This window comes from Pseudomonas sp. S34, assembly GCF_009866745.1.
Taxonomy (GTDB): Bacteria; Pseudomonadota; Gammaproteobacteria; order Pseudomonadales; family Pseudomonadaceae; genus Aquipseudomonas; species Aquipseudomonas jessenii.
The window spans coordinates 5,984,099-6,000,640 of sequence record NZ_CP019398.1 but is presented as its reverse complement, the minus strand read 5'-3'; the positions used below and the strand labels follow the sequence as shown (position 1 = coordinate 6,000,640).

15 protein-coding genes are annotated in these 16,542 nt (G+C 59.3%); 8 read left to right on the top strand and 7 right to left on the bottom strand.

Annotated features, from left to right (window positions below; all coding sequences use genetic code 11):
- Positions 1 to 37: 37 nt before the first annotated feature.
- The 5 genes from PspS34_RS26965 to PspS34_RS26945 form a co-directional block, all read right to left on the bottom strand.
- The gene (locus PspS34_RS26965; protein ID WP_057712831.1) at positions 38 to 355 is read right to left on the bottom strand and encodes a DUF2388 domain-containing protein; all 318 of its coding nucleotides are present in this window, start codon (positions 353 to 355) and stop codon (positions 38 to 40) included.
- A 68-nt stretch (positions 356 to 423) separates the two neighbouring features.
- On the bottom strand, positions 424 to 873 hold the full coding sequence (locus tag PspS34_RS26960) for an NfeD family protein (RefSeq protein ID WP_154860925.1): 450 nt from the start codon (positions 871 to 873) through the stop codon (positions 424 to 426).
- A gap of 8 nt (positions 874 to 881) precedes the next feature.
- On the bottom strand, positions 882 to 1,802 hold the full coding sequence (locus PspS34_RS26955; RefSeq protein ID WP_057712833.1) for an SPFH domain-containing protein: 921 nt from the start codon (positions 1,800 to 1,802) through the stop codon (positions 882 to 884).
- 84 nt (positions 1,803 to 1,886) lie between these two features.
- Complete coding sequence (locus tag PspS34_RS26950; RefSeq protein WP_090452058.1) at positions 1,887 to 3,671, bottom strand: GspE/PulE family protein; 1,785 nt, start codon at positions 3,669 to 3,671, stop codon at positions 1,887 to 1,889.
- Positions 3,672 to 3,761: 90 nt separating this feature from the next.
- Complete coding sequence (locus PspS34_RS26945) at positions 3,762 to 4,100, bottom strand: hypothetical protein (protein WP_150813747.1); 339 nt, start codon at positions 4,098 to 4,100, stop codon at positions 3,762 to 3,764.
- Between the two features lie 126 nt (positions 4,101 to 4,226).
- On the opposite strand from PspS34_RS26945, the gene PspS34_RS26940 reads away from it, so the two are divergent.
- Positions 4,227 to 4,697 carry an Lrp/AsnC family transcriptional regulator gene (locus PspS34_RS26940; RefSeq protein ID WP_090452054.1) on the top strand — a complete coding sequence of 157 codons (471 nt, stop codon included), beginning with the start codon at positions 4,227 to 4,229 and terminating at the stop codon, positions 4,695 to 4,697.
- A gap of 115 nt (positions 4,698 to 4,812) precedes the next feature.
- Here PspS34_RS26940 and PspS34_RS26935 read toward each other — a convergent pair whose 3' ends face one another.
- On the bottom strand, positions 4,813 to 6,180 hold the full coding sequence (locus tag PspS34_RS26935) for a CYTH domain-containing protein (RefSeq protein ID WP_090452052.1): 1,368 nt from the start codon (positions 6,178 to 6,180) through the stop codon (positions 4,813 to 4,815).
- A gap of 157 nt (positions 6,181 to 6,337) precedes the next feature.
- Between PspS34_RS26935 and argE the strand changes: the two genes are divergently transcribed.
- The gene (argE, locus tag PspS34_RS26930) at positions 6,338 to 7,489 is read left to right on the top strand and encodes an acetylornithine deacetylase (protein WP_150813748.1); all 1,152 of its coding nucleotides are present in this window, start codon (positions 6,338 to 6,340) and stop codon (positions 7,487 to 7,489) included.
- Positions 7,490 to 7,747: 258 nt separating this feature from the next.
- Positions 7,748 to 9,046, top strand: coding sequence for an amino-acid N-acetyltransferase (gene argA / locus PspS34_RS26925; protein WP_057712838.1), 1,299 nt, complete (start codon positions 7,748 to 7,750; stop codon positions 9,044 to 9,046).
- 140 nt (positions 9,047 to 9,186) lie between these two features.
- Here the strand turns inward: argA and tauA are convergent, their stop codons facing one another.
- Complete coding sequence (gene tauA, locus PspS34_RS26920) at positions 9,187 to 10,176, bottom strand: taurine ABC transporter substrate-binding protein (RefSeq protein WP_154860926.1); 990 nt, start codon at positions 10,174 to 10,176, stop codon at positions 9,187 to 9,189.
- Between the two features lie 362 nt (positions 10,177 to 10,538).
- Here tauA and PspS34_RS26915 point away from each other — a divergent pair, with 362 nt between their 5' ends.
- The 5 genes from PspS34_RS26915 (at position 10,539) to PspS34_RS26895 (ending at position 16,538) form a co-directional block, all read left to right on the top strand.
- Complete coding sequence (locus PspS34_RS26915; protein ID WP_150813751.1) at positions 10,539 to 11,870, top strand: OprD family porin; 1,332 nt, start codon at positions 10,539 to 10,541, stop codon at positions 11,868 to 11,870.
- Positions 11,871 to 12,281: 411 nt separating this feature from the next.
- On the top strand, positions 12,282 to 13,622 hold the full coding sequence (locus PspS34_RS26910) for an OprD family porin (RefSeq protein ID WP_154860928.1): 1,341 nt from the start codon (positions 12,282 to 12,284) through the stop codon (positions 13,620 to 13,622).
- Between the two features lie 293 nt (positions 13,623 to 13,915).
- Positions 13,916 to 14,554, top strand: a complete 639-nt coding sequence (locus tag PspS34_RS26905) for a peroxiredoxin (protein ID WP_057712843.1) — start codon at positions 13,916 to 13,918, stop codon at positions 14,552 to 14,554.
- 334 nt (positions 14,555 to 14,888) lie between these two features.
- Complete coding sequence (gene ssuE, locus PspS34_RS26900) at positions 14,889 to 15,482, top strand: NADPH-dependent FMN reductase (protein ID WP_007993145.1); 594 nt, start codon at positions 14,889 to 14,891, stop codon at positions 15,480 to 15,482.
- Between the two features lie 90 nt (positions 15,483 to 15,572).
- Entirely contained in the window at positions 15,573 to 16,538 is a 966-nt protein-coding gene (locus PspS34_RS26895) for a sulfonate ABC transporter substrate-binding protein (protein WP_057712844.1), read from the top strand.
- Positions 16,539 to 16,542 lie beyond the last annotated feature (4 nt).

Below are 16,542 nucleotides of genomic sequence, written 5' to 3'. Positions count from 1 at the left end.
TGCCGCTCATGTGAGCGGCATTTTTCATTCGCAACGCTTATTCCGAAGCCACGGCATTCTTCGCCAGGATCGCGTTCGCCAGTTCCATGTCCGTGGCTTGCAGGCCCGGGTTTTCGGCGCGGACCTTCTGCATGGCCGCTTCCAGGTACGGACCGCGGATACCGCCGTCACTGGCGACGAAGCTGCTGGCATCGTCCTGGGCCGCGACGACCAGCTTGTTATCCTTGGATGTCAGATAGCTCGAACCGGTGGTTGCACCGGACGTAAGAACGTTACGCCAAAAAGTATCGGCCATCGCCGAACCGACAGGCAGGGACAACAGCGCGACGGTAGCGACAGCAAGTTTGAAACGCATGACAAGGTGACTCCACTGGGTTGAGTACGCGGTTGGATTGCCAACCCCCAATCGAGTTCCGTGGTCGCTTAATCCGCCGCTTCGACCAGCAGGATGGCGCCTTGCTGGCCGACCACCCGCACGCGGTTGCCAGTGGCTGTGTCCGGCCCGCGGGCCATCCATACACCGTCAGCCACCTTGATCTTGCCGCGACCGTCGACAATCGCTTCATGCACCACGAAGGTTTTGCCGATGAGTTCCTGGCCGCGCAGATTCAGGTGCGGCTGATCACTCGGACGCATTGCCGTGCGCTGACGCCGCCACCAGTACAACGCGGTGGTGATCGACAGCAGGCCGAACAACAGAAACTGCCATTCCCAGGACAGGTCCGGCATCAGGAAGGTCAAGACGCCCACGGATGCCGCGGCCATGCCGATCCACAGCAGATAACCGCCGGCGCCGAACACTTCGAGAATCAACAGCACCGTGCCCAGCGCCAGCCAGTCCCAGAACGAAAGATGCTGCAAAAATGCCCACATGGCGCGCCTCAGGCTTTCTTGTTATCGAAAGTGGCCTTGACGATTTCGCCAATGCCGCCCACCGCACCGATCATCGAACTGGCTTCCAGCGGCATCAGGATCACCTTGCTGTTGTTGGCCGAGGACAACTTGCCCAGCGCATCGATGTACTTCTGCGCCACGAAGTAGTTCACCGCCTGCACGTTGCCGCTGGCGATGGCTTCGGACACCACTTTGGTCGCCTGGGCTTCTGCCGCGGCTTGCCGCTCGCGGGCTTCGGCTTCCAGGAATGCGGCCTGGCGACTGCCTTCGGCTTCGAGGATCTGCGCCTGCTTCTTGCCTTCGGCGGTCAGGATCGCTGCGGCGCGCAGGCCCTCGGCCTCGAGGATCTGCGCACGCTTGATTCGCTCGGCTTTCATCTGCCCTGACATCGCCGCCATCAGGTCGGCGGGCGGGCTGATGTCCTTGATCTCGATCCGGGTGATCTTGATGCCCCAAGGCGCGGTCGCTTCGTCGACGGTGCGCAGCAGTTTTTCGTTGATCCCGTCACGCTGGCTGAGCATGGCGTCGAGCTCCATCGAGCCGAGCACGGTGCGGATGTTGGTTTGCAGCAGGTTGCGGATGGCGTGTTCGAGGTTGTTGACCTCGTAGGCCGCCTGGGCGGTGTTGACCACCTGGAAGAAGCACACAGCGTCGATTTGCACCGTGGCGTTGTCGGCGGTGATGACTTCCTGTGGCGGAATATCCAGCACGCTTTCCATCACATTCATCTTGCGGCCGATGCGGTCCATGACCGGAATGATGACGTTCAGCCCCGGCTTGAGCGTGTTGGTGTAGCGACCGAAACGCTCGACGGTCCATTCAAAGCCTTGGGGCACGACCTTGAAACCCATGAACAGAATGGCGACCACCAGGCCGACAAAAAGCAAAAGCACACTACCGATCTGCATAACGATTCCTTGTTGATGTGTGGATCTGTGGAGTTGCAATGGCTGAAGTGTAGCTGTGCCGATGCCGGATCAGTACAGCCAGGCTCAGTTCTGCTCGCTCTGGGGAGTCACGCGCAGAATCTCCTCGATAGTCGTCAGCCCGGCGGCGACCTTTTGCGCTCCTGACAACCGCAGGCTGCGCATGCCCTCCTTGAATGCCTGGCGCCGCACGGCCAGCAGATCGGTGTCGGGACTGATCAACGCCTTGATGCCATCGCTCAGTTGCATGATTTCGTAGACCCCGGCGCGACCGCGATAACCGGTGTCGCGGCATTCCACGCAACCGATGGCACGCTGGGCATTGGCCGGCAACGGTGCTTGCCAGGGACGGGTCAGGGTTTGCCAGTCGTCTTCGCCCAGCGTCAGCGGCGCCTTGCAGTGCGGGCACAGGGTTCGCACCAGTCGCTGGGCCATGACGCCAAGCACTGTGGCCTTGATCAGGTAATGCGGCACGCCGAGCTCCAGAAGACGGCTGATGGCGCTGGGCGCGTCGTTGGTGTGCAGGGTCGACAGCACCAGGTGCCCGGTGAGCGCCGCCTGGATCGCCATTTCCGCGGTTTCGAGGTCGCGGATCTCGCCGATCATGATGATGTCCGGGTCTTGCCGCATCAGTGCGCGCACGCCGGCGGCGAAGGTCAGGTCGATGTTGTGCTGGACCTGCATCTGGTTGAACGCCGGCTCGACCATTTCAATCGGGTCTTCGATGGTGCAGAGGTTGACCTCCGGCGTCGCCAGTTTTTTCAGGGTGGTGTAGAGGGTGGTGGTCTTGCCCGAGCCCGTCGGCCCGGTGACGAGGATGATGCCGTGGGGCTGGCGGGTCATGTCTTGCCAGCGGCGCAGGTCGTCGGCGGAGAAACCAAGCTGGTCGAAGTCCTTGAGCAATACTTCCGGATCGAAGATCCGCATGACCATTTTTTCGCCGAAGGCCGTGGGCAGTGTCGACAAGCGCAATTCGACTTCACCGCCATCCGGAGTCTTGGTTTTCACCCGGCCGTCCTGGGGTTTGCGTTTCTCCGCGACGTTCATGCGCCCCAGGGTTTTCAGGCGACTGACGATGGCCATGGTGACCTGGGGCGGGAATTGATAGACGTTGTGCAGCACGCCGTCGATGCGAAAGCGCACCGTGCCTTGCTCGCGCCGGGGCTCGATATGGATGTCGCTGGCGCGTTGCTGGAACGCGTACTGGAACAGCCAATCGACGATGTTGACGATGTGTGCGTCGTTGGCGTCCGGCTCCTGGTCGCTGGCGCCGAGGTTGAGCAGCTGTTCGAAATTGCCGAGGGTACTGACTTGCGGGTCGGCGCTGTTCGCCCCGGTGACCGATTTGGCCAGGCGGAAGAATTCGACGCTCAAGCGCTGGATGTCCACGGGGTTGGCCACTACACGCTTGATCGGCAATTTGAGCACGTGGGTCAGGTCAGCCTCCCAGCCGCTGACATAAGGCTGGGCGCTGGCCACGGTTACCGCCTCGCGGTCGATGGCTACCGCGAGGATCTTGTGGCGCTGGGCGAAGGCATAGGACATCAGCGGGGTCACGGCCGCGACATTGATTTTCAGTGGGTCGATGCGCAGGTAAGGCTGGCCGGCCTGCCGGGACAGCCACAGGGTCAGGCTCTCGAGGTCCAGCGGTTTGCCGGGGCGGCTGAGATCGTCCAGCTGTTGGCTGGCAATGAACTCCAGCGGATGCATCTGCCCAAGGGAGGCGTTGCGGCGGCGGGCATTGAGTGCGTGTTCGGCCGAATCCTGGCTGATAAAGCCCTGGGCGACGAGTTCGCGCAGTAGATCATTGAGATCCAGCCAGCGGTCCTGAAGGGCGATTTGTACGGACATGCGGGCTCCTTTTGAACGACAGTGCGCAAAGGATAGCCGTGGCCCGGCTGACCGCTGGGCCACTACCCGACAAAGCCGTTTCGGAGTTTTTCAGCCCGCCGCTTGAACCGCTTCGGTCCATGGGGCATCAGCTTCTTGCAGCTCCACCGAGCAGACGCTGATCAGGTTGCGAAGTTTTTCCGCAATCACTTGCGCGCGGTGCCAGCTCAAACCGTCGATGACAACTTCGATGGTCAGCCAGTCGTCCTGGCGCTGCGCGCTGACCTGCTCCGGCGTGAGCAATTGCAGGGCGAACAGATTGAGGGCGCGACACAGCAGGTCCGGTTCAGCCTCGGCCGTCATTTGATAGCGAACCCGGCAATGGGCGTTGCCGACGTTCCAGACATCGGCGCGGGCAGGTGGGGTGTTCACGGCTTCGAGATACGGCATGGTCAGGCTCCAGAATCATTGGAGAAATGTTTACATCCTGTGCCGGGTATTTCTTCTCTATGATTGGCTGTATTGCAGGAATGAAGAATAATTCAATTCATTTATTACGCGGTTAAGGGTTTTTTTATGCATAGCGAACTGGACAGCTACGACCGCAAGATCCTCGCCTTGCTGCAAGAGGACGCTTCGCTTTCCAGCGCACAGATCGCCGAGCAGGTGGGGCTCTCGCAATCGCCGTGCTGGCGGCGGATTCAGCGGATGAAAGAGGAGGGCATCATTCGCGGCCAGGTGACCTTGCTCGACCGCAAGAAAATCGGCCTGAACACGCAAATCTTCGCGGAGGTGAAACTCAATGCCCACGGGCGTTCGAACTTCACCGAATTCACCGAGGCGATTCGCGGCTTTCCGGAGGTGCTGGAGTGTTACGTGCTGATGGGGGCGGTGGATTTCTTGCTGCGGATTGTCACGGCGGACATCGAAGCGTACGAGCGCTTCTTCTTCGAGAAGCTGTCGATGGTGCCGGGGATTCAGGAGGTCAATTCGATCGTGGCGTTGTCGGAGATCAAGTCGACCACCAGTTTGCCGGTGTTGCGCTGATGATGCTTGAGGGCCTTTGTGGCGAGGGGGCTTGCCCCCGTTGGGTTGCGCAGCGACCCCAAAAATGGGCCTGCTGCGCAGTCCAACGGGGGCAAGCCCCCTCGCCACAAAGGTATTACAGGCGCAGCAACATTTTCCAGGCGCGGTTCTGATACACCGCAATCGCCTGCTGCTTACGTGCATCCAGGACTTCGTCGGTGATCGACTCGTTGGCCAGTTGCGCCAGCTTGTTCAACTCGCCGTACAGGCGATCCATTTCCGGGATCTCCAGCACGTTGCGCGCATGGTGCAGCCAGACCTGGATGCGTTCGATGCGCGGCAATTGCTCGGCCAGGTCTTCCGGTTGTTGCTGGTAACGTTGCAGTTGCAACGAAGTGGCTTCTTCGCCCAGCAGGCGCGGCAACCAGCTGCCCAGTTGCGCAGCGCCCTGACGATTGCCACGGGTGTTGCGGTCGGCGGCCCAGGTGCGGGCCAGCAGCCAGCGCGAGGTGGTCAGGGAGAACAGGCCCCAGCGTGGGTCTTCGAGTTCTTCGAGGAACTGCTCGGGCGCGGCCTTGCGCACGTCTTCATCGTCCAGGCCGGCTTGTACCAGCGGACGCCAGTCCTCCAGCAAGGCATCGAGGGCGATACGCAGATCGTGGGTCGACTGACGCGGAGCGGCCTGGCCCAGGCTGCTGATCAGCGCGCGCATTTCCGCGAGGCATTCGACCCAGTCCTGCAACAGGCGCCAGTGACCGTTGAAGCGATACTGCTCGGCCAGACGCTGGCTGCTGCCCAGCAAATGCCAGCTCAGCGCGGCGAACGCGTCGTCCAGCGGCGTTTCAGCGGTGATCTGCGGTGCCGGCAGGCTCAACGAATAGCTGTGGGCGTCGTACAGGCGATAACCGCGCTCGGCCTTGCTGATATCGCATGGCATCAGGGCCAGTTTCTCGGCCAGCTCGGCGGCCAGTTCCAGCAGCGCTGCCGGTTCGCCTTCGCGCAGTTCCAGTTCCAGCTCGCAGATTTCTTCTTTCTGCTTGCCGACCACGACGTGACCCAAGTCCAGCGCTGCTTCGATGACCACTTTGGTCTTGCCGCGACCCCAGGCGATTTCCGCGCGTTCACGGACGAAATCGGTGGTGAAGATCGGCTTCAGGGTCTTCTTGTCCAGCTCGGCCAGTTCCTCGGGCCAGCATTCGCCGTCGAGTTTCTTCAAGTCGAGCTTGGCCTTGGGCAGGTTCCAGTCGTATTCGTTACGAACGGACAGGCCGGCGACGCTCTGGCCGCGGGTCTTGAGGGTCTGAATCACTTCTTCGCCATCCTTGCGCAGGCGCAGGGCGACTTTGGCCTGGGCCAGGTCGCGCTCGGGCGTGTCGAAGTACTGATTCATCAACTCACGGCGTTCCCAGCCACTTTTGTTGCGTTTTTTCAGTAACGGGTGCTCGCGCAGTGCGGCGAGGGTTTCGCGGCTGACGCGGAGTTTGATTTCGGTTTCTTTCTGCATGGCCGGAAAATCCAGGATCGGGAGCGCAGCCGGGGGAATGTGTGGCTGCCAAGGTCGTGCAGTGTACAGGACTCAAGGTTAGTACGCGCCGAGACGGTTTATTCCTGTCATCGGTTGGTTCTATGATGGACTTCAATTCAGGTGCCGGGAGTCAGCGATGCCATTGCCGTCGATGAAAGAACAATTCGCTGCGTTGATCGCTGCACCGTCCGTCAGTTGCACCCAACCCAGTCTCGATCAAACCAACCGCCCGGTCATCGATCTGCTGGCGACGTGGCTCGGTGAACTGGGTTTTACCTGCGATATCCAGCAAGTCAGCCCCGGCAAGTTCAACCTGCTGGCCAGTTTCGGCTCCGGCCCCGGCGGCCTGGTGCTGGCCGGGCACAGCGACACCGTGCCGTTCGACGGTGCGCTGTGGCAAACCGATCCGCTGAAGCTCACTGAAGTCGACGGTCGTTGGGTCGGCCTGGGCAGTTGCGACATGAAGGGCTTTTTCGCCCTGGCCATCGAGGCGGTCATACCGCTGCTCGATCAGCCGTTCAAACAGCCGTTGCTGATTCTCGCCACTTGCGATGAAGAAAGTTCGATGTCCGGTGCCCGCGCGCTGGCCGAAGCGGGGCGACCGCTGGGGCGGGCGGCGGTGATCGGCGAGCCGACAGGGCTCAAGCCGATCCGCATGCACAAGGGCATCATGATGGAGCGCATCGACATCCTTGGTCAGAGCGGTCATTCCTCCGACCCGCGCTTGGGCCACAGCGCCCTGGAAGCCATGCACGATGCCATCGGTGAACTGCGTGGCCTGCGCTTGTTATGGCAGCGAGAATTCCGCAATCCACAGTTTGGCGTGCCGACGCCAACGATGAATTTCGGCTGCATCCATGGCGGCGACAACCCCAACCGCATCTGCGGCCAGTGTTCGCTGGAATTCGATTTGCGGCCGCTGCCCGGCATGGACCCCAAGGTCCTGCGCGCCGAGATCCTGCAGAAGCTCAAGCCGGTTGCCGAGCGGCATCAGGTCAAGATCGATTACGCGCCGTTGTTCCCTGAAGTGCCGCCGTTCGAACAGGCCGAGGACGCAGAGCTGGTGCGCATTGCCGAAAAGCTCACCGGCCACAGCGCCGAAGCAGTGGCGTTCGGCACCGAAGCACCTTATCTTCAGCGTCTTGGCTGTGAAACGCTGGTGCTTGGCCCGGGTGATATCGCCTGCGCCCACCAGCCGGGGGAATACCTCGAAATGTCACGTTTGCAGCCTACGGTGCATCTATTAAGGCAACTGATCGAACACTATTGCCTGACACCGGTGGCTTGACCCTGTGGGAGCGGGCTTGCTCGCGAAGGCGGTGTCTCAGGCGCCCAGCGTCGACTGACACTCCGCTTTCGCGAGCAAGCCCGCTCCCACAGGGGTCTGTGATTTACCTGACAAGCCGTATAAATTGCCGGTACCCAAACCCGTATTCATGAGGAGAGCGCGCGTGTCGCCAAGCCTGTTCCGACGATAACCATCAGCCCGCTGTGCGTTTTCAGTTTCGCCCTTTTTTCGGCTGCTATTTATTACAGGCCCAGGTTCATGCCCGAATACGTCAATTGGCTTCGTCACGCTTCGCCTTACATCAACGCCCACCGCGATTGCACCTTTGTCGTCATGCTGCCCGGCGACGGCGTTGAACACCCGAATTTCGGCAATATCGTCCACGACCTGGTGCTGTTGCACAGCCTGGGTGTGCGTCTGGTGCTGGTTCACGGTTCTCGCCCGCAAATCGAAGCGCGCCTCGCGGCCCGTGGCCTGACCCCGCATTACCACCACGGCATGCGCATCACCGATGCCGCGACCCTGGAGTGCGTGATCGACGCGGTTGGCCAGTTGCGCATTGCCATTGAGGCTCGCCTGTCGATGGACATGGCTTCGTCGCCGATGCAGGGTTCGCGCCTGCGGGTGGCCAGCGGCAACCTGGTGACGGCACGACCGATCGGCGTGCTTGAAGGCGTCGACTATCACCACACCGGCGAAGTGCGCCGGGTCGACCGCAAGGGCATCAACCGTCTGCTGGACGAGCGCTCCATCGTGCTGTTGTCGCCGCTGGGCTATTCGCCGACCGGAGAGATTTTCAACCTGGCCTGCGAAGACGTCGCCACCCGCGCAGCCATCGACCTGGGCGCGGACAAGCTGCTGCTGTTCGGCGCCGACCTGGGCCTGATCGACGAACACGGGCGCCTGGTGCGTGAACTGCGTCCGCAGCAGGTGCCGGCGCATCTGCAACGGTTGGGCAGTAACTATCAGGCAGAATTGCTCGATGCAGCGGCCGAAGCTTGCCGTGGCGGCGTGGCCCGCAGCCATATCGTCAGTTATGCCGAAGACGGTGCACTGCTGACCGAGCTGTTCACCCGCGACGGTGGCGGTACGCTGGTGGCCCAGGAGCAGTTCGAAGTCGTACGCGAAGCGGCCATTGAAGACGTCGGTGGTTTGCTGGATTTGATCAGCCCGCTGGAAGAGCAGGGCATCCTGGTGCGCCGTTCCCGCGAGGTGCTGGAGCGCGAGATCGAACAGTTCAGTGTGGTCGAGCGCGAAGGCATGATCATCGCCTGTGCGGCGCTGTATCAGATTGCCGATTCGGATGCCGGTGAACTGGCGTGCCTGGCGGTGAATCCGGAGTATCGCCATGGCGGTCGCGGTGATGAGCTGCTGGAGCGCATCGAGACCCGCGCCCGGGCTCAGGGTTTGAAGACATTATTCGTCCTTACTACTCGCACCGCTCACTGGTTCCGCGAGCGTGGTTTTGTGCCGAGCAGCGTTGACCGTCTGCCGTCGGCGCGGGCGTCGCTGTACAACTATCAGCGTAATTCGAAGATTTTCGAAAAAGCCCTTTGATCAGGATACGGTCCTTGTAGGAGCAGCCGGTCGACGCTCGATTGCTCGCGAAAATCGTGAACGATAACGCGTAAACCAGATGCCCAGTGGCGTCCTTGGGTTTTTCGCGAGCAGGCTCGCTCCTACAGAGGTCGGTGGTGTTACTCGGCGACAAACTTCGCGCTGACATACGGCGAGTAATCCGGCAGCACCGTCTCCACTTTCCCTTGTTCCTTCAAGAATTTCGCCGTCTCGCCAATGGCCTTGGCCGTGCCGCCGTCCAGCAGCGCGGTGCTCTGTTGCGCCTTGGCATCCGGGAATGCGGAACCGGCCAGTAACTCAGGCACATCGGCGGCATTGGCACCGGTCAGTTTGGCGATTTTCTGCACCGGTACCGAGTCGGCAGTCCAGCTGGCTTTATGCGCCGCGTAATCAGCAAAGGCGTCGAGGGTGACCTTGGCGAATCTGGCCACCACCTCCGGGTGCTTCTCGGCGTAATCCTTGCGTGCCACCCAGACCTCGAAGGTGGGTGCTCCCCATTGGCCTACCTGTGCAGCGTCGGTCAGGGTCTTGCCGCTCTTGCGGATTTCCCCCAGGGCGGGCGACCAGACAAACGCGCCATCAATATCTCCCCGCTTCCAGGCTGCCGCGATTTCCGCCGGCTGCAGGTTCACCACTTTGACTTTCGAACTGTCCAGGCCCCAGTGCTTCAACGCACCAAGCAGGCTGTAGTGGGAGGTTGAAACGAAAGGCGTGGCGATGGTCTTTCCGATCAGATCTTGTGGTTTTTCGATGCCGCTGCCATTGCGCACCACCAGCGCTTCGGCGGCATTGATCTGCGCCGAGACGATGAACGCGACAATCGGCAGGTTGCGCGAAGCGGCAGCGGCCAGCGGACTGGAGCCGAGATTGCCGATTTGTACATCGCCGGAGGCAATCGCCGTGACCACTTCCGGGCCGCTGTTGAAGCGTCGCCAGTCGATGGGCTGGCCGATGGTTTTTTCATAAAGGCCATCGGCCTGGGGGACTTTGCTGGGGTCGATTCCGGTTTGATAACCGACGGTGAGGTTCGCCGCCTGGGCGGTGAAAGAAAATGCGAGAGATACACAAACTGTAACAATTGGTCTGGATAGTGCGCGCTTGGTCGTCATGGGGCTGCCTTTCGGTAAGGATTTGTTTCCGGATTGCGTCAGAAACTAATCGATCTAAAAAAGCAAAAATAAATACCGTTTAGGAATTAGCTTATGAGCCGAACCCTTTGTTCTGGGGGGGCTGGAAATTGAGCGCTAAATTCCTAAACGGTATTAGAAAAGAATCGGGTAATTCTTTTCAGGTTCATGACGAATTCATGACCCGGCAGGGACCAAAAAATCGGGGGTTAGACAAAGGTCGTAGACACACATGGTTACGATTGACTTGTGGGTCACGGTCTGGCGCTAATCGCGCATCTTAGGATTTCGGGCGACGACTCGAGACCAGGAATACAAGAACTAGAATCGAGAGGAGCTACACAATGAACAAGTCCACCTTGGCTTTGGCCGTGGCCGTAGGGGTTTTGGCGCAGCAGGCAGGCGCCGCAGGTTTCCTGGAAGACAGCAAGGCGTCCATCAGTTCCCGGACCATGTATTACAACAACGATAACCGTGAAGGCGGTGCGGATCAGAAAGAGTCCGCAGAAGGCCTGAAATTCGATTATCTGTCCGGTTTCACCCAAGGCACTGTCGGCTTCGGTATCGACGCCCAGGCACTGCTGGGTATCCACCTGGACGGCGGCAAGGGTCACCACCCGGACAACAACACCTTCTTCCCAAGCGACAGCGATGGTTCGGCCGTGTCCGAATGGAGCCGTGCAGCCGCTAACGTCAAGGCGCGCTTCTCGAAGACCGAAGCCCACTTGGGTGGCGCCCTGGCACCCAACTTGCCGATCCTGGTCGCGAACGACAGCCGTCTGCTGCCACAGACCTTTGACGGTGGCACCATCACTTCGAAAGAAATCGACAACGTGACCTTCAACGCAGGTCAGTTGGAGCATTCGGCGGGTCGCGCCTCTTCGAACTCCACCGGCCTGGCCGTGGCTGGCGGCACAGAGGACAGCAACAAGTTCTACTACGGTGGTGCTGACTGGAAGGTCACCAAGGACCTGACCCTGCAGTACTACCACTCGAATCTGAAGGACTACTACAAGCAGGACTTCCTGGGTTTGATCCACGTGTTTCCGATCGACGCCAAACAGTCCTTCAAGACTGATATTCGCTACTTCGACAGCAGCTCCGACGGCAAGAACGGCGATCCGGGTTTCCGTTTCAACAACAACAACGGTTTCGCCAAGACCCCGGGCGAGGTCGATAACAAGACCTGGAGCGCCATGTTCACCTACACTCTGGGTGGCAACGCCTTCCTGCTCGGTCATCAGCGCGTCAGCGATGACGGCGGTTTTGTCTACCTGAACCAGGGCAACGTGGTTGATGGCAATGGCCGTCCGGAAGGCAACGGCGGCGCCAGCTTCTACCTGTTCACCGACTCCATGATCAACGGTTTTGTTCGTGCCGGTGAAAACACCACCTTCGGTCAGTACTCCTATGACTTCGCAGGACTGGGCGTGCCGGGCCTGAAAACTTCGATCGCCTACCTGCATGGCGACAACATCAAGGCTACCAACGGCAGCGGCCCTGATGGCTCCGAGTGGGAACGCGACATGCGGATCGACTACACCATCCAGCAGGGCGCTCTCAAAGGCTTCGGCGTAACGCTACGTAATGGTGTCTACCGTGGCAGTGAAGTCTCCAACAACCCTGATGTTGACCAGACTCGTCTGATCTTCAACTACACCTACAGCTTCCTGTAACAAGCCTTGTAAAAAGCCTCGCCTGCTGGCGAGGTTTTTTTTGCCTGTTTTTTTATATTCCATAAAGATCTTTACTGATTATTTATTATTCTTTTTAGTTTTTAAATATCCCGCTTAAAGTGCGCCTGTCCGGCACTCATCCCTGAGCCCGGATTTGGCGATTTCGTCCCTCGACAATAGTTCAGGTGCAGGAATCGGCCTTGCCGCCGATACCTCGGCTCTGTCGTGGGAAGTCATATTCCTAAGTGATATTAAAAAATATCAAAAAATTCTTTTTGGCTTTAAGGCCATGTATCCTGCGGCCCGCCAAACGACCGGCCTAGACGGTTTGCCGCGAATTTATGCATTCAGGATCCCGGGCAATCGATTCGGGACCATGAACATCAGAACTAGAAACGAGAGGAGCGAAACATGAACAAGTCCACCTTGGCCATGGCTGTGGCCGTCGGGGTTTTGACCCAGCAGGCAAGCGCCGCGGGTTTTATCGAAGACAGCAAGGCAACATTGGGGCTGCGTAACTTCTACATCAACACCGACTACCGTGACGGAGCCGGTGCCAACAAAAACGAAGAGTGGGGCCAAGGCTTCGATCTGCGTTTCATCTCCGGTTACACCCAGGGCACCGTCGGCTTCGGCATCGATGCGATCGGCCTGTTGGGCGTGAAACTGGATTCGGGCGGCGGTACCAACGGCGCCACGGCGACCTCTTACGGCGGCACGGTTTTCCCGAGCAAATCCAACGGCGAGGCAGTTGATGATTTCTCCAGCCTGGGCCTGACGGCCAAAGCCAAGGTTTCCCAGACCGAATTGAAGCTGGGCACCCTGCAGCCGAAAAACCCGGTGATCGTGACCAACGATGGTCGTCTGCTGCCGCAAACCTGGCAGGGTGGCCAGATCACGTCCGGCGACATCAAGGATCTGACCCTGGTTGGTGGCCAGATCGAAGCCGTTAAAGGCCGTAACTCCAGCAACAATGAGCAGATGTCGATTTCGGGCGCGAACACTCGCGGCACCAAATTCCGCGACAGCAACAAGTTCATCTATGCCGGTGGCGACTACAAGATCACCAAGGACCTGACGGCCCAGTACTACTACGGCAACCTGGAAGAGTTCTACAAGCAACACTTCCTGGGTCTGGTGCACAACTGGGCAATCGGCCCTGGCGTGTTGAAGTCGGATTTCCGTTATTTCAACAGCTCTGATGATGGTGCCAACGGTCACGACCCGCTGTACTTCACCACTGGCAACTACAACGCGCCAAACGGTAAAGGCAAGGTCGACAACAACCTGTACAGCGGCCTGTTCCTGTACACCGTTGCCGGTCACACCTTCGGTGGCGGTTATCAGGTCAGCAACGGCAGCAGCGATTTCCCTTGGCTGAACCAGGGCGACGGTTCGTCGAACTACACCATCACCGACGCGCAAATCCAGAAGTTCGGCCGTGCCGGCGAGCGTACCTGGCAAGCACGCTACTCCTATGACTTCGCCAAGGTCGGCGTACCTGGCCTGACGGCGGGTCTGGTTTACCTGCACGGCGACAACATCGATACCGTTAACGCCAAGGGTGGCGAGGCGGCCAATGGTGCTTCCGAGTGGGAGCGCGATCTGAGCGTGGCTTACGTCGTTCAGGAAGGTCCGCTGAAAAACCTGGGCCTGGCGTGGAAAAACGCGACCTGGCGCACCGACCTGCCGAACACGCGTTCGCAGGACGAAAACCGCCTGATCGTCAGCTACTCGATCCCGCTGTTGTAATAGCGCTCGCGTAACCGAGACAAAAAAAGCCCCGCCCGGTATTGCACCGGGCGGGGCTTTTACATTTTCAAGACGGGTTCACCCCCGTAATCCCGCCTTGAACTTCCCTATTTGCAGCAACTCAAGGCCTTCTCGAACCTTGGGGGCGATGTTCGGCCGGTTGTGCGGGGTACGTCCAGTGAATAGATATTTAATATTTCTTTATGATCTAAATAAATCGATATTTATTCTTTTTAATAGATAAAAAACACAGGCACAGTTGAACCCATCAAGCACTCACAAGGAGCAGCACCATGGGTCTCAGACTTGGCGATATCGCCCCCGATTTCGAACAGAACTCCAGCGCCGGCACCATCCGTTTCCATCAGTGGCTGGGCGATAGTTGGGGCGTGCTGTTTTCCCATCCAGCGGACTTCACGCCGGTGTGCACGACTGAATTGGGCTTCACCGCCAAGCTCAAGGATGAGTTCGCAGCGCGCGGCGTCAAGGCCATCGCTTTGTCGGTGGACCCGGTGGAGTCGCACCACAGGTGGATCGAGGACATCAACGAAACCCAGGACACCGTGGTCAACTTTCCTATCCTGGATGACGCCGACCGCAAAGTCTCGGACCTCTACGACCTGATCCACCCCAACGCCAACGACACCCTGACCGTGCGCAGTCTGTTCGTGATCGACCCGAAGAAAAAGGTCCGGCTGACGATTACCTACCCGGCGAGCACGGGCCGCAATTTCAATGAAATCCTGCGGGTGATCGACTCGCTGCAACTCACCGACAACTACAAGGTGGCCACACCGGCCAACTGGCAGGACGGTGATGAGGTGGTGATCGTGCCGTCGCTTAAAGATGAGGATGAAATCAAACAGCGTTTTCCCAAGGGCTATCGAGCGGTTAAGCCTTACTTGCGCCTGACGCCGCAACCTAATCGGTGAGTCATCAATATTTACGGTGTGGCTGATGCCGCCTTCGCGAGCAAGCCCGCTCCCACATTTGTCCGCGTACCCCCTTGTGGGAGCGGGCTTGCTCGCGAAGGCGTCGGGTCAGACACCACATGTTTCACAGTTAACAGCATCCACAAAGCAGGGGATTTCAGGCCGTTTCGACGGCCTGTTTTTTTGCCTGGAAGAAACAGCTTTTTATATTTCTTTAAGGTATAACCAAATGAATAAATATGATTTATGGATATATAAATCAGCTGTTAAGGTCACTCCATCGAAGCGAGATCGCAAACCGCGAATCGCCAACACCGTGCAAGGAATCGTCTGAATGTTGGTTGTCTCACTCGGTGGCAGTCCCAGTCAGCGCTCTCGATCCGGGGTGCTGCTGGATCGCTCCCAGCGTTGGTTACAGGGGCAGGGCGTGGAAGTGGTGAGTTATCAGGTACGGGACTTCCCGGCCGAGGACTTGCTGCACGCACGCTTCGACAGCCCCAAGGTGATCGACTTGTTGCAACAAATTGAAAACGCCGATGGCCTGCTGATCGCCACACCGGTTTACAAAGCATCGTTTTCCGGAGCACTGAAGGTCGTGCTGGATTTGCTGCCCGAACGCGCCTTGAGCCACAAGGTGGTTCTGCCGATGGCCACTGGCGGCAGCATCGCCCACATGCTGGCGGTGGATTACGCGCTCAAGCCGGTGCTGTCGGCATTGAAGGCCCAGGAAATGCTGCAAGGCATTTTCGCCGTCGACAGCCAGATCGCCTACGGCGAAGGCAGCGCCCTGGCGCAGTTGGCGCCGGAGCTGGAACAACGACTGAATGAATCGCTTGAGCTGTTTTTCAGCGCCATGGCGCGACGGCCCAAGCCGCTCGATCCGAACCTGTTGAATGATCGTTTGTTGAGTGCTCGCTGGAGCATTTAAGCCTCACCGAAAAATTGAAGTACTGGCCTTACTCGCCCGCCAACGGGCAAGCAGGTGCAGCCAAAACCCAACTGCAAAAAGGAGAGCGCCATGCGCCCTGTCATTTTGCGTCGTGGTCTGGTCGCTCTGTTTGCTGCGGCTGTCACCTTCGGCGCCATTACTCAAGCTCAGGCCGAGACTTTACGAATCGGCTATCAGAAATACGGCACCCTGGTGCTGCTCAAAGCCAAAGGCACCCTGGAAAAACGCCTCGCCGCCCAAGGCGTGGACGTGCAATGGACGGAATTCCCCGGTGGCCCGCAACTGCTTGAAGGCCTGAACGTCGGCTCCATCGACTTCGGTGTCACCGGTGAAACTCCGCCAGTGTTCGCCCAGGCGGCCGGTGCTGATTTGCTCTACGTCGCCTACGAACCGCCAGCGCCGCACAGTGAGGCGATCCTTGTGCCGAAGGACTCGGCGATCAAATCGGTGGCGGACCTCAAGGGCAAGAAAGTCGTCCTCAACAAAGGCTCCAACGTGCACTACCTGCTGGTGCGTGCACTGGAAGACGCCGGCCTCAAATACACCGACATCCAGACCGTATTCCTGCCGCCGGCCGATGCCCGCGCCGCGTTCGAACGTGGCAGTGTCGACGCCTGGGTGATCTGGGACCCCTACCAGGCCGCCGCCGAACAACAGTTGCAAGCGCGCACTCTGCGCGATGGCCAGGGCATCGTCGACAACCATCAGTTCTACCTGGCGACCAAACCTTATGCGCAGAAAAATCCCGAGGTGATCAAGACCCTGGTGGAAGAAGTGCGCGCGGTGGGCGAGTGGTCCAAGGCTAACCCGCAAGAGGTGACCCAACAGGTTTCACCGCTGCTCGGCCTGCCAGCCGACATCACCCTGACCTCGGTGAAACGCCAGGGCTATGGCGCGTTGTTCCTGACTCCGGAAGTGGTCGCGGCGCAGCAGAAAATTGCCGACAGCTTCTACCAGCTCAAGTTGATTCCCAAGCCGTTGAGCATCAAAGACGTGATCTGGACGCCGCCGGCCGCCGTTGCCAAAGCCCAATAAATCG

Coding starts and splice junctions, on each gene's coding strand:
- argA (WP_057712838.1), top strand. CDS start 7,748: ATGCCCGAATACGTCAATTGGCTTCGTCACGCTTCGCCTTACATCAAC.
- PspS34_RS26960 (WP_154860925.1), bottom strand. CDS start 873: ATGTGGGCATTTTTGCAGCATCTTTCGTTCTGGGACTGGCTGGCGCTG.
- PspS34_RS26940 (WP_090452054.1), top strand. CDS start 4,227: ATGCATAGCGAACTGGACAGCTACGACCGCAAGATCCTCGCCTTGCTG.
- PspS34_RS26945 (WP_150813747.1), bottom strand. CDS start 4,100: ATGCCGTATCTCGAAGCCGTGAACACCCCACCTGCCCGCGCCGATGTC.
- PspS34_RS26950 (WP_090452058.1), bottom strand. CDS start 3,671: ATGTCCGTACAAATCGCCCTTCAGGACCGCTGGCTGGATCTCAATGAT.
- argE (WP_150813748.1), top strand. CDS start 6,338: ATGCCATTGCCGTCGATGAAAGAACAATTCGCTGCGTTGATCGCTGCA.
- PspS34_RS26965 (WP_057712831.1), bottom strand. CDS start 355: ATGCGTTTCAAACTTGCTGTCGCTACCGTCGCGCTGTTGTCCCTGCCT.
- PspS34_RS26910 (WP_154860928.1), top strand. CDS start 12,282: ATGAACAAGTCCACCTTGGCCATGGCTGTGGCCGTCGGGGTTTTGACC.
- tauA (WP_154860926.1), bottom strand. CDS start 10,176: ATGACGACCAAGCGCGCACTATCCAGACCAATTGTTACAGTTTGTGTA.
- PspS34_RS26895 (WP_057712844.1), top strand. CDS start 15,573: ATGCGCCCTGTCATTTTGCGTCGTGGTCTGGTCGCTCTGTTTGCTGCG.
- PspS34_RS26905 (WP_057712843.1), top strand. CDS start 13,916: ATGGGTCTCAGACTTGGCGATATCGCCCCCGATTTCGAACAGAACTCC.
- ssuE (WP_007993145.1), top strand. CDS start 14,889: ATGTTGGTTGTCTCACTCGGTGGCAGTCCCAGTCAGCGCTCTCGATCC.
- PspS34_RS26935 (WP_090452052.1), bottom strand. CDS start 6,180: ATGCAGAAAGAAACCGAAATCAAACTCCGCGTCAGCCGCGAAACCCTC.
- PspS34_RS26915 (WP_150813751.1), top strand. CDS start 10,539: ATGAACAAGTCCACCTTGGCTTTGGCCGTGGCCGTAGGGGTTTTGGCG.
- PspS34_RS26955 (WP_057712833.1), bottom strand. CDS start 1,802: ATGCAGATCGGTAGTGTGCTTTTGCTTTTTGTCGGCCTGGTGGTCGCC.